Source organism: Streptomyces sp. NPDC012466 (genome assembly GCF_042955215.1).
Classification (GTDB): Bacteria; Actinomycetota; Actinomycetes; order Streptomycetales; family Streptomycetaceae; genus Streptomyces.
This window is the reverse complement of the sequence record NZ_JBIBEQ010000018.1, coordinates 63,604-83,679: the sequence shown is the minus strand read 5'-3', so window position 1 is coordinate 83,679 and position 20,076 is coordinate 63,604. Positions and strand designations below refer to the sequence as shown.

Genomic DNA, 20,076 nt, shown 5'->3' with positions numbered 1-20,076 from the left:
CGGCTGTCGGTCACGATCGAGGGGGCAGCGGCATGGCGGCGAGCGAGCACGAGGGCAGGCTGGGGGAGGAGTTCTTCACTCCGGGCTCCTCGTCCTTCACGGAGTTCCTGGCGGCCCACCGCCCCGAGCTGCTGAGCACCCGGCGCGTCCTTGCGGACGGCGTCCGCGCCGAGGGCGTCCCGCACGGTACGACCGTGCTGGCCCTCACCTACCGGGACGGCGTGCTGATCGCGGGCGACCGCCGGGCGACGATGGGCAACCTGATCGCCCAGCGTGACCTGGAGAAGGTGCACCCCGCCGACGACCACTGCGCGGTCGCCTTCGCGGGCACGGTCGGGCTCGCTGTGGACATGGTGAAGCTGTACCAGGTCGAGCTGGCGCACTTCGAGAAGATCGAGGGCATCCCCATGACCCTCGCCGCGAAGGCGACCCGGCTGGGCACCATGATCCGCGACAACCTGGGCCAGGCCATGCAGGGCCTCGCGGTCGTCCCGCTGCTCGCCGGCTACGACCCCGCCGCTCCCCGGGGCGAACACGGCCGCATCTTCTCCTACGACGTGGCCGGGGGCCGCTACGAGAAGTTCGGCTTCCATGCCGAAGGCTCCGGATCGCCGTACGCCCGGGGTGCGTTGAAGAAGCTCTACCGCCCGGGCATGTCCCGCCGTGAGGCGGCCCTTGCCGCCCTGCAGGCGCTGTACGACGCGGCGGACGACGACTCCGCGACCGGCGGCCCGGACCTCACCCGCCGCATCTACCCGATCCTCTCGGTCATCACCGAGGACGGCTTCGAGCGGCTGGCCGAGGCGGAGACGGAAGAGCTCAGCCGCCAGATGGTCGAGCAGCGTCACACCCGGCCGGACGGACCGAACGCCGAGGTCTGACACCCGTCCGGCACCCCCTGGCCGGGCGGAGTTTTCGGTTCCATGGACAAGACCTGTCACGGGCTTTACTGCACATGACTTGCAGCTACCGGAGGATGGCACGAGGCTGTTCACCGCAGCCGTCCGTACGACAGAAAGACCTTCCCCCCGATGACGGCCGCCCCTGAGTCCACTCCGCCCCTCCCCGCCCCGGCCCCCGCCCAGCGCACGGCCTGGCACCGCGTCCGCACCTCCATGACGCGGCGGGAGTGGACCAGGGCCGGGGGGATGGCGGCCTTCGTCCTGGCCCTGCATGTGATCGGCTGGTTCACCCTCGTCGCGATCGTCGCCCCCGAGCACCGCGCCATCGGGACGCAGACCTTCGGCGTCGGCATCGGTGTCACGGCGTACACACTCGGCATGCGGCACGCCTTCGACGCCGACCACATCGCCGCCATCGACAACACCACCCGCAAGCTGATGGGGGAGGGGCAGCGGCCGCTGTCGGTCGGCTTCTGGTTCTCGCTCGGCCACTCCAGCGTCGTCTTCGTCCTGGCCTTCCTGCTCACCCTCGGCGTGAAGACCCTGGCCGGGCCGGTGCGCGACGACGGCTCCGCGCTGCACGACGTCACCGGCCTGATCGGCACGACCGTCTCCGGGACGTTCCTCTACCTCATCGCGGGCGTCAACCTCGTCATCCTGGCCGGCATCTGGAAGGTGTTCCGGGCCATGCGCTCGGGCCGCTACGACGAGGCCGCCCTGGAGGAGCAGCTGAACAAGCGCGGGCTCATGAACCGACTGCTCGGCCGCGTCACCAAGTCGGTGTCCAAGCCCTGGCACATGTACCCGCTGGGCCTGCTGTTCGGCCTCGGCTTCGACACCGCCACCGAGATCGCCCTGCTCGTCCTGGCCGGCTCCGGCGCCGCCTCCGGCCTGCCCTGGTACGCGATCCTGTGCCTGCCCGTCCTGTTCGCCGCGGGCATGTGCCTCCTCGACACCATCGACGGCTCGTTCATGAACTTCGCCTACGGCTGGGCCTTCTCCAAGCCCGTCCGCAAGGTCTACTACAACCTCACCATCACCGGCCTGTCGGTCGCCGTGGCCCTCCTCATCGGCACGGTGGAACTCCTCGGCCTCCTCGCCGGGCGGTTCGGCCTGCACGGCCCCTTCTGGGACCGCGTCGCCGGCCTCGACCTGAACGTCCTCGGCTATGTGGTCGTCGCCCTGTTCTTCGCCACCTGGGTGGTGGCCCTGGTGGTGTGGAGGGTCGGGCGCATCGAGGAGAAGTGGTCGGGGGGCCTGGCCGGGCCGGAGCGCGGCGTCAGTCCATGACGGCCACGGCGTAGCCGAGCGCAAGGACCACCGCGAGCACGACGACGGCCGCCGCGAGCGCAACCGCACCGAACAGCCCCGCCGCCACGGACATCCCGATCCAGGCGACCCGGCGCGCGCGTTCGGCCTCCCGGACCATGTCGCCGTCCTCGTACCAGCCGCCCTCGTCCATGCCACCCTCCCGGAGCGGAGCCTACCGGCGGGCGCTCACGTCCCCGGACGCAGCTCCTTGCGCCACTTGACGATCTGCTTCTCCGCATCGCCCGTGTACGACCAGGGCGTGCGGGTCGCGCGGGTCCCCAGCATCCCCAGCAGGACGCCCGCGACGTCCGTGACGCCGGCGGAGCAGGCCGCGTGGGCCAGGTAGCCGAGGTCGCGCAGCTCGGCGGGCGCGATCGCGGTCTCCGTCCGGCTCATGACCCAGCGCTGCCAGGTCCGCCGTACGTCGTTCACCGCGCCGTCGTGGTTCCAGTGCTGCGAGAGTCCCACGGCGGAGTGCCTGCCGTGGGCCGCGTCGAGGGCGAAGCGGTACTCCTCGACCCGGGCGTACTGCACCAGCACCGGCAGCGGGCAGCCGGGCGGTGCCACCCCGGCCGCGTCCCGGGCGAAGTCGTACATGAGGCCGTGCGTGCCGTGCCAGCGCGCCGAGTAGTAGTGCAGCACCTGCAGGTGCCCCTCGACGCTGTACGGATCACGGGCGTGCAACTCGTCCCACCAGCGCCCCAGTTCCTGCCGGCGCACCCCCGACGGGTACAGGCGCGCCACCGAGATCAGCGACACCCACGGCGTCGGATCCTCCGGGTAGGCCTCCGCCGCCGTCAGGCAGGCCATCACTGCGGCGTCCACGCGGTGCTGGTCGATCGGTACGCCCCGCCCCGCCGCGATGGCCACGTTGAAGGTCCGGGCCGTCTCCGTCGCCGCCCGCAGCACCAGCGCGTCGGGGCTGTGGGCGTCCGCCGAGAGCCAGGACTCCACGGTCGAACTGCCCGCGCAGGCCTGCGCGAGCCGGCGGATCCGGTGTCCCCGGGCCGCCCAGTCGCGGCCGGTGGCGCCCAGGAGGTCGCGCAGCCCCTGCCAGCGGCCGATCACCAGGTCCTGGCGGGCGGAGGTGAGGTCGGTGTCCCCGCAGTCGGGGTCGAAGTCGGGGGTGAAGCCACGTCTGAGACTGCCTCGCGCCATCGGGGTTCCCCTCAGAAGTCGGTGGAGAGGCCTTCGTGGACGCGGGCGTGGGCGTCCTGTTCGTCGGGCACGTAGTCCGCCTCGACCGCGCGCGAGGCGTCCAGTTTCGCGGGCCGGTAGTAGTCGCTGCCCTGCCGCCAGTACCAGAGCATCGGGATCAGCCCGACCGCGAGACCGCCGATGCCGATGGCGACCGAGGCGCTGTTCAGCTCGCCCAGCGACTCCACGAACACCCAGAACATGAACAGGGCACCGCACAGCGGCCACAGGCCACCGAAGAGGAAGTTGGCCGGGGACTTCAGCAGCATCTTGCGGTACGCGACGACCACCGCGAGCCCCGCGAGCCCGTAGTAGACCGCGATCTGCAGGCCGATCGCCGAGATGGCGTCGGAGAGGATGTCGCCCACCGAGCCCAGGGCGTTGGAGGCGATGAACATCACCAGCGCCACCGCCCCGACCACCACGATCGCCACCCAGGGCGTGTTCCACCGGCGGTGCACCCGGCCCAGGGCGGACGGCATCGTACGGTCCCGGCCCATCGCGAAGAGCGAGCGCGTGACCTGGATGAGGGTCGTCTCCAGCGTGGCGATGGTGGACAGCATCACGGCCACGATCAGCAGCTTGCCGCCCCAGCCCGGCCAGACCTCCTCCCCGAGCACCGCCAGCACGTTCGCGTCGTTCTCCTCGATCTGCTTCGAGGACAGGATCACGTTCACCGCGATCGTGAACACCTCGAACAGCAGGAAGACGATGCCCACGCCGATCAGGCCCGCGAGGCCCGTGGTCCGGCGGCTGTTGCGGGTCTCCTCGCTGAGGTTGCTGGTGACGTCCCAGCCCCAGTAGTAGAACGCCGCGATGAGCGCGCCCGACGCGAAGCCGGCCATGCCGTCGAAGTGGGAGAAGCCGAGCCAGGACCAGTCGAAGGCACGGGCGTTGCCCGTGTGGAAGAACGCGAGCACCGCGAAGAGCGCCAGGATGACCAGCTCCACGCCGGACATGATCAGCTGCGCCCGGACGGTGAGCCGGGCGCCGCCGAGCACCACGCCCAGCATGACGAGGAACCAGGCCGCGCCGACCACCGTGGCCAGCGCGGTGTTGTCGGCGAGCGTGTCGTCGAAGAGCGCGAGGGTCATGGACCCGGCGGGCAGCGAACCGGCCACCATGAAGATCGTCGCCGAGATCACCAGCGCCCAGCCGCTGATGAAGCCCAGGAAGGGGTGGAGCGTGCGCCCGACCCACGAGTAGCTGGCGCCCGCGTTGACGTCGATCCGGCCGAGGTAACTGAAGGCCAGCGCGATGCCCAGCATGGGTATCGCGCAGTACAGCAGGGCGGCCGGGCTGGCCGGCCCGACCGCACCGACCAGGACGGCGGTGGTCGCGGCCAGCGAGTACGCGGGGGCGCTGCCCGCGACCGCCATCACCACGGTGTCGAACGTGCCGAGGACGTTGGCCTGCAGCCCTCTGCCCCTGCTGTTGCTCATGGATGCGCTGCTTTCGCTTGTGCACGCCGACCGGAGGCGGGCATGCCGTCCTGACGGCGTCGGGGGGTGGGGGTGGTACTCGCCGCCGGACGGAGGAGGGTGGCCTCGGGGCCCGGGGGCGATGAAAAAGGGGTGGTGGATACCGTGCTGCCGCCGCGTCGGCAGTCGGTCACACCGTGTGTGCGAGTGATGATAGCCCCAGTCTTTGATGTTTCAAGCTTGACTGGTGGGTAATGTCCGGGGCCGCCTCGGGTTTCGACTCCCGCCGATCCGCCGCACGTTGGGCCGCCCTCCCGGCCGGGGCGATCCGTCGAGGTTAGAGCCCGCGTTACGGGAAACGCGGAACGGACAGCAGAGACGAACGAGTCGACGCAGCGACAAGGAGGCAGGAGCGATGGGCACGGAACCGATGCGCCCCGAACCGATGGCGGACGACGTGTACCAGCCCACCGGGACCAACGAGGAGCAGGAGGACGCCGCGCCGCTGGACCTGCAGGACGCCGTCGACGAACGGACCTACGACGACACCCTCGACGAGGGCTACTCCCCGCCGGAGAAGCCCCTGGGCGTCACCAAGCGCGGCACCACCGCCGCCGAGCAGCAGGAGGGCGAGACCCTGGACGAGCGGCTCGCCCAGGAGGTCCCGGACGTGTCCGCCGAGCCCGTGGGGGACGGTGTGGGCGACAGCCCCGACAGCGACGGCGAACCGGTGGACCCCGAGGCGGGCACCGCACGCGCCGGACGCCTGGTCGCCCCGGACGAGGGGGCGCACGCCGACACCACGAAGGAGAGCGTCGCGGCCGACGTCGGCATCGACGGCGGTGCGGCGGGTGCGGAAGAGGCCGCCATGCACGTGGTCGAGGAGGACGGCATCCTGCCCGAGGACGACGGCAGAGGGTGAACCGCCCGCCCATAGGGGAGCCGCCGTGCCCGGATCTGTCCGGGTGCGGCGGCTCCCCTATGGGCGGCCGGGCCCGGCTAGGGCAGCAGCTTCTCCAGGGCGGCAGGTCCCTCCGCCGCCAGCTTGCGCTTGGCCCACTCGATGGTGTGCGGGGTGAGGTCCTTGCCCGAGGCGAGGACCAGGTCCTCCGGCGACACGTCGGTGCCGGTGCGGGCGTGGAGCAGGCGGTCCGGGGTGGCGCGGTCCTCGGGCTGCTGGGACGCGGCGGGCTGTGAAGTCGACATGTTCTCTGCTCCTAGGGTCCGGATCGCTGGTGCGGCCCCGGTGCTGAAAAACGGGTCCGCTATCACCATTCCCCGCGCGGGCGCGGCGTGCATCCGGAGAGGGCGGGCCCGGCCCCGCCGGACCCCGTGCACCCCGTTCGGCCGCTCACCGATGTCGCGGCGGCGCACCCCGGGTCACGGTGGAGACACGTGTCCCTGCGAATGACAGGAGCTTTACCCATGCGCACACGTGTGACTGCCGCGGCCGGCCTGGCCTGCGCCGCCCTGCTGGCCTTCGCCGGTACGGCGAGCGCGGACGACGGCCCCGTCGGTATCGCCGCCGACAGCCCCGGCTTCCTCTCCGGCAACGTCATCCAGATCCCGATCGACATCAACGCCAATGTCTGCGGGAACTCGATCAACGTGATCGGTCTTCTGAACCCCGCGTTCGGCAACGAGTGCGAGATCAAGGACTGACGTACCGGTCGTACGGCCCCGCCGTTGTCAGGGCCCTCCGCGCGGGCGGGGCGCGAGCACCAGCATCGTGACATCGTCCCGCACATCCGGGCAGTGCCCCACGAGGTCGGTCCAGACCCGCTCGGCCAGCGTGCGCGGGTCCTCGGCGGCGAGGCCCGGCAGCCGCTCGGCCAGCGGATAGAAGACCCCGCCGGCGTCCCTGGCCTCGGTGACACCGTCGGAGGCAAGGAAGAGCCGGTCACCGGCCCTCAGCGGCACCGAGACAATCCGGGGCGGGGCGGCCTCGGCTAGGCCGAGACCGAGGGGCGTACACGGCTCGACGTCCAGCTCCACGACCCGCCCGTCCCGCAGCAGCAGCGGTCCGGCCTGCCCGCACGCCACGATCCGCACCAGCCGGGCGTCGGCGGAGAAGTCGAGCAGCACCGCCGTGGCGAACAGCTCGGCGTGCGGCTCGCCCGCCGAGTCCACCGCCAGCCTCCGGTCGAGCCGGGCCGCCACGGCCTCCGGGTCCGGCTGGTCCAGCACCGCCTCCCGGAAGGCACCCAGCAGCGACGCGACCGTCGCGACGGCCGACAGCCCGTGCCCCTGCACATCGCCCATGACGGCCCGCACACCGTAGGGACCCGCCCGTACGTCGAAGAAGTCGCCGCCGACCAGCGTCCCGCTCTGCGCGGCCCGGTACAGACCCGCACACCGCACCGGCCCGACCCGCTCCGGCAGAGGCGGCACGACGGCCCGCTGCGCGGCCTCGGCGACGGCCCGCTCGGTGACCAGCTGCGCGTCCCGCCTGGTGCGGACGTACGACAGCAGCACGCTCAGCACCGAGACGAAGCACACGGTCAGCAGATCGGTGCTGCCGGGATCGTCGAGGTCGAAGACGGGCACGGTCAGCACGACCACCACCAGCGCGCCGAGCACGGCCGTCGTCACCGGTCCGTGCGCCAGCACGGCCAGCGGCGGGATGGCACCCAGCAGGAAGCCGATGTCGAGGGGCTCCGGACTGATCAGCTCCGCCGCGCACACGCCCGCCAGCAGCGCCGACGGCAGCACCCGGGCCCAGCCGGGCGGCGGAGCGCCGCGCAGCCAGCCCCGCCGGTCCGGGTCCCGGCGCGCAAGCCGGCCGCGCACACTGTTCACACCACCACGCTGCTACGCCCGACCGGCCGCCGCACGCCGGGCCCGCGCCGCCGCGGGCAGCCGCGGTCCGGTCAGAACGGCGTGAGCGTCAGCCTGATGCCTGTGGGAGCCGTGTCCTGGATGTACGAGGCGAAGTCGGCCATGTCGTCGAAGGCGAAGCCGTACGCCGTGCCGTCCTGGGCGGCCGCGTGCATGGCCTTGGCTTAGTGGTTGGTGAGGCCGGCCCGGTAGAAGGACGCCGCGTCGGCCGCCGGCTGGGCGGAGGAGCTCAGCAGTGTGGAGCGGTTGAAGCCCGCGCCCAGAACGGCGGCGACCGGCCCGGTCGTGCCGTCGTTGGGCGCGGCGAGGGCACCGTCGCAGAACAGCACGTCCCGGGTGGACGGCTTGGCGAAGGAGACCTCGGCGGGCCCGGTGAAGGAGAACCGTTCGCCGCGCACCCGGCCGGTGAACGGTTCTCCTTTACCGAGGTCACTTGAGACCCCATGGACCGCTTAACCACCTCTTGAGGAGCAGTTGAGCCGTGCCGGGAAAGCGATGGACGGCCCGCCGGGGATCCCGTAGCGTGTGGCGCGCCACGCCCTGAGACCGGCCGAAGGAGGGCAGAGCCGTGCAGTTCACCCCGTACCCGCGCTCCCTCCCCGTCGTCCCGGCGTGCCTCGACTGACCGACCGGGAGCGCTCTGAGCAGCTTGCGTCCCGGAGGACATCCCATGACCGACCCGGTCATCCGCGCGCTCGGCACGAGCGACGCCGAACTCTTCGACACCCTGCCCGACCCGCTGGGCGCCCGTGAGGGCCACCGGCTGACCCGGCACCGCCCCGACTGGAAGCGGGTGGCCCTGCGCGACGGCCGCGTCGTCGCCCGCGGCGCCTGGTGGGGCGGGCCCGACGACACCGAGCCCCTCAACCTCAACTGGTTCGACGTGGCCGAAGGCGAGGAGGAAGCGGGCGCCGCACTCCTGCGCTCCGCCCCCTGGCAGGTCGAACTGGAGCTGAACCTGCCCGCCGGCTGGCGCGACGACCCGGAACTGCGCGCCGCCGCCGAGACCCGCCTCACCGCCGCCCGGAAGGCCGGGTACGCCCTCCTGGTCGAGCGCCTCCTGTACCGCTGGACCCCGGAGCGCGGCCTGCCCGAGCGGCCCGGGCGCCTGGAGTTCCGCGCCGAACCGGACGACGCCGTGTTCTTCGACGCGCTGCGCCGCATCCACTCCGCCACCCTGGACGCCCACGCCCTCAAGGCCATCGAGCAGGGCGGACTCGACCAGGCGGCGCAGGAGGAACTCGACTTCTTCCACTGGTGCCCCTCGCCCCGCGCGTGGTGGCAGGTGGCCTGCACCCCGCAGGGCGAGACGGTCGGCATCCACATCCCGGCCCACAATCCGACCGGCCCCTGCATCGGCTTCATCGGCGTCCTGCCCGGCCAGCGCGGCCACGGCTACGCCTACGACCTCCTGGCCGAGTGCACCCACTTCCTCGTCGAGCAGGGGGCTGAGTTCGTCGCCGCGGCCACGGACCGGGGCAACTTCCCCATGGCGGCGAACTTCGCCAAGGCCGGCTTCCCGGTGGTGAAGGAGCGGCTCAACTTCGACCCGGCGCGGTAAGCGGGCCGGCGCCGGGGACATCGCCCGGCCAGGACCCGTTGTTCAGCAGGTCCTGGGCCGCCGTGAGGATCTCCGTCACCCGCAGCCCGAACGCCGCGTCACAGGCGTGCGGGTGGCCGGTCCGGGCGGCGTCGAGCAGGGCGTCCGCGGCCCGCATCAGCGCGGGCACCGCTCCGTCGGCGCTGTCGGGGAGCACCGCGACTCCCACCTCTCCCCGCAGCTCCACGGCGGCACCGGCAGCGGCGGCCGGTGCCGTGAGGCTCAGGGTGAGGGTGCTCGACGCGCCACCGCAGTGGTCGAGGACGAGATGGGACGTGTCGCCGGGCCCGTACGCCGCCGCCGTCACACGCCGCACGTCGCCGAGGACCGGCAGCAGCACGGACAGGGCGTGCGGGCCGACGTCCCACAGGGCGCCCTTCTCCCGCCGCCACGGCGTCGCGAAGGGACTCTCACCGGTGAACACCGCCCCGAGCCACTCGGCCCGCCCCGTGAACCAGCCCGGCACCGCGGCCTGTTCGGCGATCCACGCCGCCGGCTCCGGCTGGAAGCGCGTCGTGAAGAACACGACCGATGCGACACCGGCCTCCTCGGCCGCCGCGAGCACCGCCCGCCCCTGCTCCACTGTCGGCGCGAGCGGCTTGTCCAGCAGCAGATGGCATCCGGCCCGCGCCGCCCGAGTGGCGAGTTCGGCCTGCACCTCCGGCGGCAGCGCCACGGCCACGGCGTCCACGTCGGCGAACAACTCGTCGACGTCGTCGTACGCCCGCACGTCGTGCCGCTCGGCCAGTTCCTCGGCGGCCTCCGGACGGCGGCCCCACACCCCGGCGAAGTCCAGCCCGTCGTGCCCGCTCAACGCGGGTGCGTGGGCCATCCGCGCCCAGGGTCCGGTGCCGAGCAGTCCTATCCGCATGCCGCCGCCTCTCCACGCTGCCAGGACGAAGAGCGTGCCACACGAAAACGGCGGGCGGGCAACAAGAAAGGCAAGGAGCGCTCTCCTTGCCTGTCTCAAGTTATAGCCCACGGGGGGCCTTGCGGCAAGGCCCCCCGTCTCCCGCAGAATGTCCGGCCTAGGCCCAGGACCTGCGGAAACGGGAGCATGACGTGACCCCTCTGACCACGAGCGCGTTCGACCTTCCCGACCGCCTCGCACACAAGGCCGCCCCGGCGCTGATCGCCGGGGACGAACAGCACTTCGCCGCCGTCGCCGACTGCCTGGAGCAGTCGATCGCCGAACTCTCCGGCCGCCTCGAAGCCGAGCGCAGGGCACCCGGCGGCAAGGGACGGCAGGCGATGGACCGGGACGCCGAGATCCACCGGCTGACCGCCCGGCTGCGCGCGCTGCGCCGCTTCGGACTCGACCTGTGCCTCGGGCACATGGTCGGCGCGGACGGCTCCGAGCCCGTGTACGTGGGACGGCTCGGCCTCACGGACAGGGAGGGGCGCAGGCTGCTGGTCGACTGGCGTTCTCCGGCGGCCGAGCCGTTCTTCGGGGCCACCCACGCCAACCCGATGGGCCTGGCAAGCCGCCGCAGGTACCGCTGGACCGATGGCCGGGTCGGCGACTACTGGGACGAGGTGTTCACCGCCGACGGGTTCGACGGACACGCCGCGCTCGACGACCAGTCCGCCTTCATCGCCAGCCTCGGCACCGACCGCTCGCCCCGGATGCGGGACGTCCTCGGCACCATCCAGGCCGACCAGGACGCCATCATCCGCGCCGGTTCCCGCGACGCCCTCGTCGTCGACGGCGGCCCGGGCACCGGCAAGACCGTCGTGGCCCTGCACCGCTCCGCCTACCTCCTCTACTCCGACCCGCGTCTCGGGCAACACCGCCGGGGCGGCGTGCTGTTCGTCGGCCCGCACCGGCCCTACCTGTCCTACGTCTCCGACGTCCTGCCCGGCCTCGGCGAGGACGGCGTGCAGACCTGCATCCTGCGCGACCTCGTCGACGAGGGCGCCACCGCCGGGGCCGAGACCGACCCGGAGGTGGCGCGCCTGAAGTCGTCCGCGGACATGGTGCGGGCGATCGAGAAGGCCGTCCGGTTCTACGAGGAGCCGCCCACCGGGGCGATGACGGTCACGACCCACTGGTCCGACATCCGCCTGAGCGCCGCCGACTGGGCCGCGGCGTTCGAGGCGGCGGAGCCCGGCACGCCGCACAACGAGGCACGCGAGCAGGTCTGGGAGGAACTGCTCACCATCCTCGTGGACAGACACGAGGGCGAGGCCCCCGAGGACCTGCTCCGCAAGGCGCTGTCCCAGGACCGGGAGCTGCTCACGGCCTTCCACCGCGCCTGGCCGGTCCTCGAAGCGGCCGACCTCGTCGGGGACCTATGGTCGGTACCCGCCTACCTGCGGATGTGCGCGCCCTGGCTCGGCCGCGAGGAGGTGCGCATGCTGCAACGCGAGGAACCCCAGGCCTGGACGGTGTCCGACCTGCCGCTGCTGGACGCGGCACGCCAGCGGCTCGGCGACCCGGAGGCGTCACGGCGCAGGCGTCGGCAGGAAGCCGCTGTCGCCGCCCAGCGGGAGGGCATGGCCGACGTCATCGACAACCTGCTGGAGGCCCACGGCTACGACGACGGCGAAGGCGTGCTGGTCATGCTGCACGGACAGGACATGCGTAACTCCCTGGTCGATGAGAGCGCCCTGCCCACTGCGGACCCGGACCGGCTCGCCGGGCCGTTCGTGCACATCGTCGTGGACGAGGCGCAGGAACTGACCGACGCGGAGTGGCAGATGCTGCTGCTGCGCTGCCCCTCCCGGAGCTTCACGATCGTCGGGGACCGTGCCCAGGCCCGGCACGGGTTCACGGAGTCGTGGCGGGAACGGCTGGAGCGGGTCGGGCTTGACCGGGTCGAGATGGCGTCCCTGACCGTCAACTACCGCACGCCCGAGGAGATCATGGCGGAGGCCGAGCCGGTCATCCGGGCCGTGCTGCCGGACGCCAACGTGCCGACCTCGATCCGCAGCGGCGGCGTCCCGGTCCGGCACGGCTCCACGGCGGAGCTGGACTCGGTTCTCGGCACCTGGCTCGCCGCCCACGAGGAGGGGATCGCGTGCGTCATCGGCGATCCCGCGTTCCGGCCGGCGTCGTCCCGCGTCCGGTCGCTGACGCCGGAGCTGTCGAAGGGGCTGGAGTTCGACCTGGTCGTCCTCGTCGACCCGCAGGACTTCGGCACGGGCATCGAGGGGGCGGTCGACCGCTATGTCGCGATGACCCGGGCGACGCAGGAGCTCGTGATCCTCACGAGCTCCTGACGCTCCGCCGGGCCCGGGCAGCCCTCCTCACCGGCCGGCTCCTTGCGGATGCGGACCGGCATGAACGCCGACGACTCCCGGGCCCGCTCCTCCCAGGCGAAGGCGCAGGCGGTGGCACCCCGTCGAAGCCCCGCTCGCGCAGGGTGCCGAAGAAGGCGTCCCGGTCGACCTCGCCCTGGCCGATGTCGAGGTGCTGGTGGATGCGGGCCGGGGTGCCCGGCGGGTTGAGGATGTAGCGCAGGCGCTGGAGCCCTTGTGGTCGGAGGAGTCCGCGATGTGCACGTGCCGGAGCTTGTCACCGGCGTAGCGCATCATCGCCGCGATGTCGGCGCCGGGGTCGGCACCGGACAGGTGGAAGGTGTGCGGTGCGCAGTACAGGTAGTTCACCCAGGGCTTGTCGATCGCCCGGACGAGGTCGACGGCCGGGGTGTTCTCCTCGCAGAAGTCGTCGGGGTGGGCCTCCAGGTTCAGAGCGATGCCTTCGGGCTCCAACACCGGCAGCAGTTCCTCCAGCGACCGCCAGAAAGCGGCCTCGCTCTCGGCGGCGCGCTCCGGGCGGCCGTCGAACTCCGAGTTCATCAGGGGGCATTCGAGGTCGGCGGTGATCTCGATCATCCGTTTCCAGTAGCGGACGGCGGCCCGCCGCTCGGTCTCGTCCGGCGAGGACCACTTGTACAGCGGCAGTACGGAGGACAGCCGGACGCCGTGGGTGCGCAGTGACGAGGCACAGGTTGGTGCGGCGGCTGTCGGACTCGTTCAGCAGCCGCTCGATCGCACTGGTGGTGCGCGGGACGAGCGGGCCGGCCCCGGGGGAGCCGGAGCCGGCCTGACACGGTGCCCCGCTGCCCGGTTCCGCTAGCGCGTGCCCTCTCGGCGAACTCGGCGACGCTGTCGACGTTGTCCTTGGTGACGAACGCCGGTCCGGTGAGCACGGGAGCGGTGTCGCCGCCGCTGACGTTGCCGTTGGTCCTGTACAGCCACAGTGCGTCCACGGCCAGGTAGCCCTGGAGATAGGGCTGCTGGTCGACGGCGAATGCGATGCCGCCGCCCTGGATGGCGCCGACGAGGTCCTTGTTGAGGTCGAACGTGGCGACCTTCGCCTTGCTGCCCGCGTCCTTCACCGACTGCACGGCGGTCAGGGCGATCGGGGCGCCGAGCGTGACCACCTGGTCGATGGAGGAGTCCTTCCCGGGTGCGGACCCCGCGTACTCGGTGACTGGAGCGCGCCACTAGCGCGCTCTAGTGGCAGGTGCTAGGCGGGCACTCCCGAGTGATGTCAACCGCTTTGTCAGGACGTACCAATAAAAGAGGGCCGCCCGTACGCACCGGCGGTGAACCGTGCGTACGGGCGGCCTCGGGCGGGTGGGCGTTCCCGGATCGTCGGGCTTTTCGGTGCTCAGCTCTCCGAGCTGATGTTGACCATCCAGGGGACGCCGAAGCGGTCGGTGCACATGCCGAACACGTCGCCCCACATCTGCTTCTCCAGCGGCACCGACACCGAGCCGCCCTCGGACAGCTTCTCCCAGTAGCCGCGCAGCTCGGCGTCGTCGTCGCCGCTCAGGCTCACGGAGTAGGAGCTGCCCTGCTCGGACTCCATGCCCGGCGGGTTGTCGGCGCCCATCAGGGTGAAGCCGCCGGTGGTTTCCAGCATGCCGTGCATGATCTTGTCGGCGTTCGGGGCGTCCGCCTGCCCGAAGTCTCCGTAGCTGTTGAGGGTGAGCGTGCCGCCGAAGACCTCCTTGTAGAACTCCATCGCCTGCCGGGCGTCGCCGTTGAAGCTGAGGTACGGATTGAGACGCGAGGCCATGAGAACCTCCCAGAATGGGGCAAAGGGTCGTTTTCGCGCAGCGTATCGCCGGGTACCGGCAACGGCTCGTCGAACGTGCCGCGCCCGGATCGGTGCGACGTGCCGCAGCCGCCGGTGTCGTCGCCAACTGCCCTGCCAGCGTGACCTCTTGAGCGGAGGGGGAGGCGGCCGGCCCATGGCATCCACGGTCCGCATCGGCGGAGATCCGGAGGTACGCCGGCTCGGCTTCGGCGCGATGCACCTGCCGACCGGACCGGGCCCCGGCCGGGAGAACGCCCTCGCGATCGCCCGGCGGGCCGTCGAGCTGGGCGTCACACTGAGCGGCACGGCGCATCCGTACGGCGGCGGAGCCAATGAGGAGCTCCTGGCCGAGGCCCCCGCACCCCTGTCCGGAGGGCCTGCTGATCACCACCAAGGTCGGTGTCGCGTGGACCGGCCCTGGCGGCGACTGGAAGCTCGACGGGCGGCCCGAGATCCTGCGCGACCAGGTCCGGAAGGCGCTGTGGCGGCTGCGGACCGGGCGGACGAACTGTTCCGGTTGCACCGCATCGACCCCGACGCCCCGCTCGCCGACCAGCTCGGCACCCTGCGGGAGCTCCAGACCGAAGGCCTGGTCGGCCGGATCGGGCCATCGGAGGTCACCGCCGACGAGCTGCGGCGGGCCCGGGAGCTCATGACGTCGCGAGCGTGCAGAACCGCTACAACCTGCTCGGCCGGGAGCACGAGCCGGTGCTGGACGTGTGCGCGGTGGTCGGGATCGCCTTCCAGCGGTGGCGGCCCGTGGCCTGGGGAAGGCGGGGACCGAGGGGGAGATCACCGCCGTCGCCGGCCGAGCTCGGGGTCACGCCCACGCAGGTCGCGCCGGCCTGGCTCCTCGACCGTGCGCCGGTCGGCCTGCCGATCCCCGGCACCGTCCGGATCGTGCATCCGGAGGAGAACCTCGCCGCGGCCGACCTGAAGCTGCGCCCGCCCGGCGCGACCGCCTGCACCGGTTGGCGAAAGGGGCCGCACGGGCCGGAGCGCACGGAACATCCGGGCACGCTGTACGGGGCTCACGCCTCCTCGGACGCCCCGTTGTTCCAGTCGTACGGGCCGCCGCCCTGCCACTCGATCAGCTGGGTGTCGTCGACGGCCGTGTCGGTGGTGGGCAGGCCCTCGCGGTGCAGCAGGTCCAGCACGTCGAAGAGGCTGTAGGCGACGCCCATGCGCTCGCCGTGGATGGTCACCAGCCGTCCGCCGTCCGTCGCGGGCGGCTGCACGACCACAGGGGGTTGACCGTCCATAGCCCCACCATGCTCCCGAAACGGCCGGTTCGCAGCTCGGTGGCGTCCGGAAGCGTGACGCACCCGTGCCGGGGGTTCCGGCGCCGGGGCGCGCTGTGCGCCGGTGACAAGGCGCGATCCGGAAGCTGAGTTCTCATCAGCAGTGGCTGAGAGCGGTGGCGGCGCCACCCTAGCGTCCGTGGCATGAACATGAACCGTATGCGTAGAGGGAAGTGGTGCGGCGCCGTGCTGGCGGTGCTGCTGACCACCGGGACACTCACGGCCGCCGCCCCCGGCGCCCAAGCCGACGGGACGCGCACCGAGACGCCGGTGACATCGACCTCGCCGGTCACCGGAGTGACCGAGTCCATGGTGCGGGTGAAGGTGCCGCTGCCGGAGTCGGCCGGGGCCCGTCCGGCGGCGTGCGACTGGCTGTCGTACCTGCGCTACCGCTCCGCCGGCGGGCCCGCCGCCTCGGCCGACGCGGACCGCGTCCTCATCGCCCAGCCCGGCATCCTCGAAGGAGCCGGCGCCTTCGACAGCGTCGCCCGCAACACCGTCACGAAAGCCGCGGAGCAGGGGCTGCACATCGAGTTCTGGGCGCTGGACCGGCGCTCCAACTGCCTGGAGGACCGCACCGGCATCGCCTCCGGCGACCAGCACACCGCGGTCGACTACTACTACCGCGGCACGCAGGTCGGCGGCCGGACCTTCGGCGGCTACGCCGGCAACGCCCAACTGGGCTGGATGGCGAAGCTCGGCATCGAGCAGACCGTACGCGACCAGTACGACCTCCTCGCCGCCGAGTTGCCCTCCCAGGCGCTCCGCAAGCGGAAGGTGCTGTGCGGCGGGCACTCGCTGGGCGGTGTGATCACCGGCTACTTCGCCGCCGCCGACTTCGACGGCGACCGCGCCACCACGGCGGACGCCGGGTACAACCAGTGCGCCGGCTACTTCGCTCTCGACACGACCGTCTCCACCTCGCTGGCCGACCTCAGCGGGAGCATCCCCGCCGACACCAACCTGCCCGACATCGGTCTCGGTCACGGCGTCGTGCAGGCCGGGCTCGACAGCGGGGTGCTGCCGCGCACGCTGTCCGCGCCGGTGCTGCTCAACCCCGAGACCATGACCCTGCTCGGCATCGCCGGTCTCGGCGCCCTGAACGACCTGGAGGGCGAGGCCGACCTGCCCCGCTACCTGCCCTCCAACCTCAACATCGAGGCGACCCACCGTTTCCTGTTCGCCAAGGACACCGCGGCCTTCCTCAGCGGCAAGCCCGCGGTGAAGGACTTCCGCCTCACCAACGGGGCCGTGCTCGGTGCGCTGCTGGACGACAACTCCGTACCGCTGGCGTTCCTGCAGACCAGCGTGGGCTTCTTCGACGGCGGACCGATCGCCGACAAGAGCTTCCCCGTCGCCAACGGCGGTGACCGCCAGGCCGGGCTGTACGGCACCGCGTACAAGGCCATCCCCGACAAGCCGAAGGGCCCGCTCTACACCTGGCGCAACTACGACCGGGTCGGCGATGCCGACGACCCGGGGTACCGGTCGGCCGACGGCACCCCGTTCACCGGTGCCGGCGAGGAGGTCACCGACGTGCGGCAACTGGCCCGCAGCCTCGCCGAGCAGCCGCTGGACTTCACCGAGCAGTACTTCCCGACCAAGCTGGTCACGGACATCCAGCTGGCCACCTCCCCGCAGGTGAAGAAGCTCGTCGTCCATCCCGAGGGGCTCAAGGCCAATCCGGTGCTCACCGTGCTCGCCGGTGAGGGACTGCTGGCCGGCCGGGTCCCGGCCGAGCTGCACCCCGTGGTCGCCGACGGTTACCAGCACCTCGACGTCCTGACCGCCGCCCCCGTGCAGAACAACGGCCGGCCGGAGCCCGTCTCCACCAACCTCGCCGGCTTCGCGCGGGCACCGCGCTAGTGCCGCATCAGGCAACGTTCGCCCTGTCGACGACGGCGCGTAGAAGCCGGTCGTCGGCAGGGCGGTTTCGCCAGATGACGTAGCGGCGGATCCTGCTGCCCTTCTCTTTGTGGGTGGAGTGGTCGGTGCCGTCGAGGGTGAAGTAGCGCAGGGCGGTGAATGGGCCTCGATGCGGTTGAGCCAGGAGGAGTTCGTCGGGGTGCGGGCGATCTCGACGTTGTTCGCCGCGGCCCAGGTGCCGACCCGCTGGCACTTCTTCGTGGTCGGGTGCGGGGAGAAGTTGTCGCGGACGATCGCGATACGAACCTTGCCGAGGCCCCGCCGGCGGGCGACCTGCACCCGCCCGCACGGGGGGTGAAACAAGCACGCCGCCGACCAACGCCTCCCGCGAGGTCGTGAACAGGGCGAACGTTGCCTGATGCGGCACTGGTCCTTGCCCGCGCGCACGCCCGGGGCCCGGGAGGATGTCCTCCCGGGCCCCTTCGTGTACGGGCGGGGCTCAGAGCCTGCCCGCTGCGAACGTGGCCGCCTCCTCGGCGTCGTCCCGGTAGCTCAGGTGCGCCCCGACGTCGCCCCCGCCGTTCTCGCAGACGGGGTCGCCCTTGGCGCAGAGGTCGAGCGTGCGGCCCTGGTACGTGCCGGTGACGCTCTTGCCGAGCGCCCGGATGGGGTTGCCGAACAGCAGCACCGCGGCGACCTTCGGCTCGAGGGCCGCGGGCAGCGTGGCCACGATGGGGCTGCCGACCACCGCACCCGCGCTGCTGATGCCGATCGAGTTGTCGACGACGTTCGCGCCCTGCGAATAGCCGACGAGAACGAATTTCTGATTCGGGCAGGCAGCGGCCTGGCTCTTCACATGGTTCACCAGGTCCAGATTGCCCTGCGCCGCGGATGTGGGGGAGAGGTCGGCGGGGTAGTTCACCTTGTAGCTGGACAGGTTCTTGCCCGCTGCCTTCTTCTGCAGCGCGGAATACACCGGGTCGCCGACGATGAAGCCGAGGGTGCCCGGCTCGAAGGTGCCGCGAGCCGCGACGACCTCGACGTCCGAGCAGGCCGCGGCCATGGCCGGGGGAGCCGTGAGGGTGGCAAGTCCGGCCCCGCCGGCCAGGGAGAGCGCCGCGAGACACATACGGATACGCATGGGGGATCCTCCGCGTGGGAGGCGCGTAAAGCGCCTGCGAAAAAGGACGCCCCGAACGTATTCGCTTTCTTCCGCCTCCTGTTATGGACGGGATTATGGAAACGCCGCCGGTTTTTGTCGCCGATTGAGTACGCCGCCTGAATTCAGGCCATCAGTCCTGTGGCGGGCGCAGTGATTCCGCGCGCAACGCCAGAATGAGGTCGAGGCGGGTCGCCGGATCGTGCAGGGAGTCACCGAAGAGCTTCTCCAGCTGGCGCAGACGGTAGCGGACCGTCTGCGGGTGGATGTGCAGCCGCACGGCGACGTCCGGCACGTTGCTGCCGCTGAGCAGCCAGGCCAGCAGTGTCTCGGCGAGCCGGTCGCGCTGCCCCGCCGACACGGTGTCGAGGGGCGTGAGGACCCGTGCCCCCAGCCGCTCCAGCAGCGGCTCGTCGCCGTACAGCAGCAGCGTCGACAGATGCTCCGAGCAGCGCACCACGCCCTGCCGGGGGAGCACCCCACGGCCCATCAGCCCGAGCGCCCGGGTGGCCAGGCGCAGCGACTGCGCGGCCTCGGTGACCGCGACCGTCGGCCCGACCGCGGCGGGCCGGCCGCGCAGCGCGAGCGTGAACGCCCGGCCGCCGATGCCGCCCGGGCCGTCCGGTTCGGGCACCAGCATGCGCGGCGGACGGGACCCCATGTCCACCAGGGCGCCCGACGCCGCCAGCGGCCGGTCCTCCTCCCGCCGGTCCGGCGCCGCCGCGAGCGCCACGACGGCGACCGTCCGGGGCACCGGCCAGCGCGCGCTGTGCGCCAGGTCCTGCACGGCCTCCAGCGCCACCGGCCCGTCCTCCAGGAGCAGGTCGAGCAGGCGCTTGCGGCGGCGCTCCAACTCGTCGGTGCTGCGCAGCTGGGCCTCCGCGTACCCGGACGCGGCCGCCTGGGCGACCTCGTGCACGGTCCGGAACGCCAGTTCCCCCAGTCCGGCCACGACCGCCGAGTCCAGCCCCAGTTCCTCCGCCGTACGGCCCATCAGCCGCCAGGCGCGCATGCCGCCGACCCGCAGCGCGGACTGCAGCGCGTCCAGGCTGCGGCCCTCCAGGGCCTCACCCCGCCCGAGTTCGTAGTACGTCGCCGCGATCGCGCCCCCGTCGTCGCGCGGGTCGGCGATGTGGTCGACGAACAGGGTCAGTGCCTGCACCACCCCGGACCGCAGGTTCTGGCGGTAGGTGCCGTCGGCGGGCCGCGCGTACTCGGGGACCTGGCGGCGGACCTCCTCCTCCACCTCGTCGGCGACGGCCGCCAGATTGGCGCGCAGCAGATCCGCCAGCTCGGGCGGAACCTGCGGCGCGGCGGGACGGTCCGGCACGCCGTGCGGAGTGGGCACAGCCATCACGGACACTCCTTTCGACCGGAAGCGGCTCACCCGCGGGCTGTCGCCTGTGGGACGAGTGGGAAGTCCTGTGTTGG

At 72.0% G+C, this 20,076-nt stretch carries 17 protein-coding genes and 6 pseudogenes; 9 read left to right on the top strand and 14 right to left on the bottom strand.

The window, feature by feature from the left end; genetic code table 11:
- Positions 1-32 precede the first annotated feature (32 nt).
- The gene (gene prcB / locus ACFY9E_RS39370) at positions 33-881 is read left to right on the top strand and encodes a proteasome subunit beta (protein WP_390993321.1); all 849 of its coding nucleotides are present in this window, start codon (positions 33-35) and stop codon (positions 879-881) included.
- Between the two features lie 150 nt (positions 882-1,031).
- Positions 1,032-2,192 carry a HoxN/HupN/NixA family nickel/cobalt transporter gene (locus tag ACFY9E_RS39365; protein ID WP_390993319.1) on the top strand — a complete coding sequence of 387 codons (1,161 nt, stop codon included), beginning with the start codon at positions 1,032-1,034 and terminating at the stop codon, positions 2,190-2,192.
- On the opposite strand, the gene ACFY9E_RS39360 is transcribed toward ACFY9E_RS39365, so the two are convergent.
- The 3 genes from ACFY9E_RS39360 to ACFY9E_RS39350 are packed head-to-tail and all read right to left on the bottom strand — an operon-like array spanning position 2,182 to position 4,852.
- Entirely contained in the window at positions 2,182-2,364 is a 183-nt protein-coding gene (locus tag ACFY9E_RS39360) for a hypothetical protein (protein ID WP_390993318.1), read from the bottom strand. The two genes, ACFY9E_RS39365 and ACFY9E_RS39360, sit on opposite strands and share 11 nt — an antisense overlap.
- Before the next feature lie 35 nt (positions 2,365-2,399).
- Entirely contained in the window at positions 2,400-3,371 is a 972-nt protein-coding gene (locus tag ACFY9E_RS39355) for a hypothetical protein (RefSeq protein WP_390993316.1), read from the bottom strand.
- Between the two features lie 11 nt (positions 3,372-3,382).
- Positions 3,383-4,852 (bottom strand): amino acid permease, encoded by a 1,470-nt coding sequence (locus tag ACFY9E_RS39350; protein ID WP_390993314.1) that lies wholly within the window; start codon positions 4,850-4,852, stop codon positions 3,383-3,385.
- A gap of 409 nt (positions 4,853-5,261) precedes the next feature.
- Here ACFY9E_RS39350 and ACFY9E_RS39345 point away from each other — a divergent pair, with 409 nt between their 5' ends.
- Complete coding sequence (locus tag ACFY9E_RS39345) at positions 5,262-5,753, top strand: DUF5709 domain-containing protein (protein ID WP_390993407.1); 492 nt, start codon at positions 5,262-5,264, stop codon at positions 5,751-5,753.
- A 77-nt stretch (positions 5,754-5,830) separates the two neighbouring features.
- On the opposite strand, the gene ACFY9E_RS39340 is transcribed toward ACFY9E_RS39345, so the two are convergent.
- Positions 5,831-6,037, bottom strand: a complete 207-nt coding sequence (locus tag ACFY9E_RS39340; protein ID WP_283972647.1) for a hypothetical protein — start codon at positions 6,035-6,037, stop codon at positions 5,831-5,833.
- A 219-nt stretch (positions 6,038-6,256) separates the two neighbouring features.
- On the opposite strand from ACFY9E_RS39340, the gene ACFY9E_RS39335 reads away from it, so the two are divergent.
- Positions 6,257-6,493 carry a chaplin family protein gene (locus tag ACFY9E_RS39335; RefSeq protein ID WP_390993312.1) on the top strand — a complete coding sequence of 79 codons (237 nt, stop codon included), beginning with the start codon at positions 6,257-6,259 and terminating at the stop codon, positions 6,491-6,493.
- Between the two features lie 27 nt (positions 6,494-6,520).
- On the opposite strand, the gene ACFY9E_RS39330 is transcribed toward ACFY9E_RS39335, so the two are convergent.
- Positions 6,521-7,630: a SpoIIE family protein phosphatase gene (locus ACFY9E_RS39330; RefSeq protein WP_390993310.1), complete on the bottom strand. Its 1,110-nt coding sequence runs from the start codon at positions 7,628-7,630 to the stop codon at positions 6,521-6,523.
- Positions 7,631-7,701: 71 nt separating this feature from the next.
- Positions 7,702-8,079: pseudogene (locus ACFY9E_RS39325) on the bottom strand (beta-1,3-glucanase family protein); the annotation flags it as partial.
- Between the two features lie 260 nt (positions 8,080-8,339).
- Between ACFY9E_RS39325 and ACFY9E_RS39320 the strand changes: the two are divergent.
- Positions 8,340-9,230, top strand: a complete 891-nt coding sequence (locus ACFY9E_RS39320; protein ID WP_390993308.1) for a GNAT family N-acetyltransferase — start codon at positions 8,340-8,342, stop codon at positions 9,228-9,230.
- On the opposite strand, the gene ACFY9E_RS39315 is transcribed toward ACFY9E_RS39320, so the two are convergent.
- Positions 9,208-10,140: a Gfo/Idh/MocA family oxidoreductase gene (locus ACFY9E_RS39315; RefSeq protein ID WP_390993306.1), complete on the bottom strand. Its 933-nt coding sequence runs from the start codon at positions 10,138-10,140 to the stop codon at positions 9,208-9,210. The two genes, ACFY9E_RS39320 and ACFY9E_RS39315, sit on opposite strands and share 23 nt — an antisense overlap.
- Positions 10,141-10,331: 191 nt before the next feature.
- Here ACFY9E_RS39315 and helR point away from each other — a divergent pair, with 191 nt between their 5' ends.
- On the top strand, positions 10,332-12,491 hold the full coding sequence (gene helR / locus ACFY9E_RS39310; RefSeq protein WP_390993304.1) for an RNA polymerase recycling motor ATPase HelR: 2,160 nt from the start codon (positions 10,332-10,334) through the stop codon (positions 12,489-12,491).
- Here helR and ACFY9E_RS39305 read toward each other — a convergent pair.
- The 3 genes and pseudogenes from ACFY9E_RS39305 to ACFY9E_RS39295 all read right to left on the bottom strand — a co-directional run.
- Positions 12,437-13,214: pseudogene (locus ACFY9E_RS39305) on the bottom strand (sugar phosphate isomerase/epimerase family protein); the annotation flags it as partial. The gene helR and the pseudogene ACFY9E_RS39305 overlap by 55 nt on opposite strands.
- A 143-nt stretch (positions 13,215-13,357) precedes the next feature.
- Positions 13,358-13,678: pseudogene (locus ACFY9E_RS39300) on the bottom strand (substrate-binding domain-containing protein); the annotation flags it as partial.
- Positions 13,679-13,887: 209 nt separating this feature from the next.
- Positions 13,888-14,298: a VOC family protein gene (locus ACFY9E_RS39295; protein WP_390993302.1), complete on the bottom strand. Its 411-nt coding sequence runs from the start codon at positions 14,296-14,298 to the stop codon at positions 13,888-13,890.
- Between ACFY9E_RS39295 and ACFY9E_RS39290 the strand changes: the two are divergent.
- Both ACFY9E_RS39290 and ACFY9E_RS39285 read left to right on the top strand, forming a co-directional pair.
- A pseudogene (locus ACFY9E_RS39290) lies at positions 14,297-14,902 on the top strand (aldo/keto reductase); the annotation flags it as partial. The gene ACFY9E_RS39295 and the pseudogene ACFY9E_RS39290 overlap by 2 nt on opposite strands.
- Before the next feature lie 83 nt (positions 14,903-14,985).
- Positions 14,986-15,204: pseudogene (locus tag ACFY9E_RS39285) on the top strand (aldo/keto reductase); the annotation flags it as partial.
- A gap of 146 nt (positions 15,205-15,350) precedes the next feature.
- Here the strand turns inward: ACFY9E_RS39285 and ACFY9E_RS39280 are convergent.
- On the bottom strand, positions 15,351-15,581 hold the full coding sequence (locus tag ACFY9E_RS39280; protein WP_390993300.1) for a hypothetical protein: 231 nt from the start codon (positions 15,579-15,581) through the stop codon (positions 15,351-15,353).
- Positions 15,582-15,764: 183 nt separating this feature from the next.
- Here ACFY9E_RS39280 and ACFY9E_RS39275 point away from each other — a divergent pair, with 183 nt between their 5' ends.
- Positions 15,765-17,486, top strand: a complete 1,722-nt coding sequence (locus ACFY9E_RS39275) for a hypothetical protein (protein ID WP_390993299.1) — start codon at positions 15,765-15,767, stop codon at positions 17,484-17,486.
- Positions 17,487-17,493: 7 nt separating this feature from the next.
- Here ACFY9E_RS39275 and ACFY9E_RS39270 read toward each other — a convergent pair.
- The 3 genes and pseudogenes from ACFY9E_RS39270 to ACFY9E_RS39260 all read right to left on the bottom strand — a co-directional run.
- Positions 17,494-17,795: pseudogene (locus ACFY9E_RS39270) on the bottom strand (IS630 family transposase); the annotation flags it as partial.
- 190 nt (positions 17,796-17,985) lie between these two features.
- Positions 17,986-18,627, bottom strand: coding sequence for a cutinase family protein (locus ACFY9E_RS39265; RefSeq protein WP_390993297.1), 642 nt, complete (start codon positions 18,625-18,627; stop codon positions 17,986-17,988).
- 151 nt (positions 18,628-18,778) lie between these two features.
- Entirely contained in the window at positions 18,779-19,999 is a 1,221-nt protein-coding gene (locus tag ACFY9E_RS39260; protein WP_390993295.1) for a helix-turn-helix domain-containing protein, read from the bottom strand.
- Between the last annotated feature and the right edge of the window lie 77 nt (positions 20,000-20,076).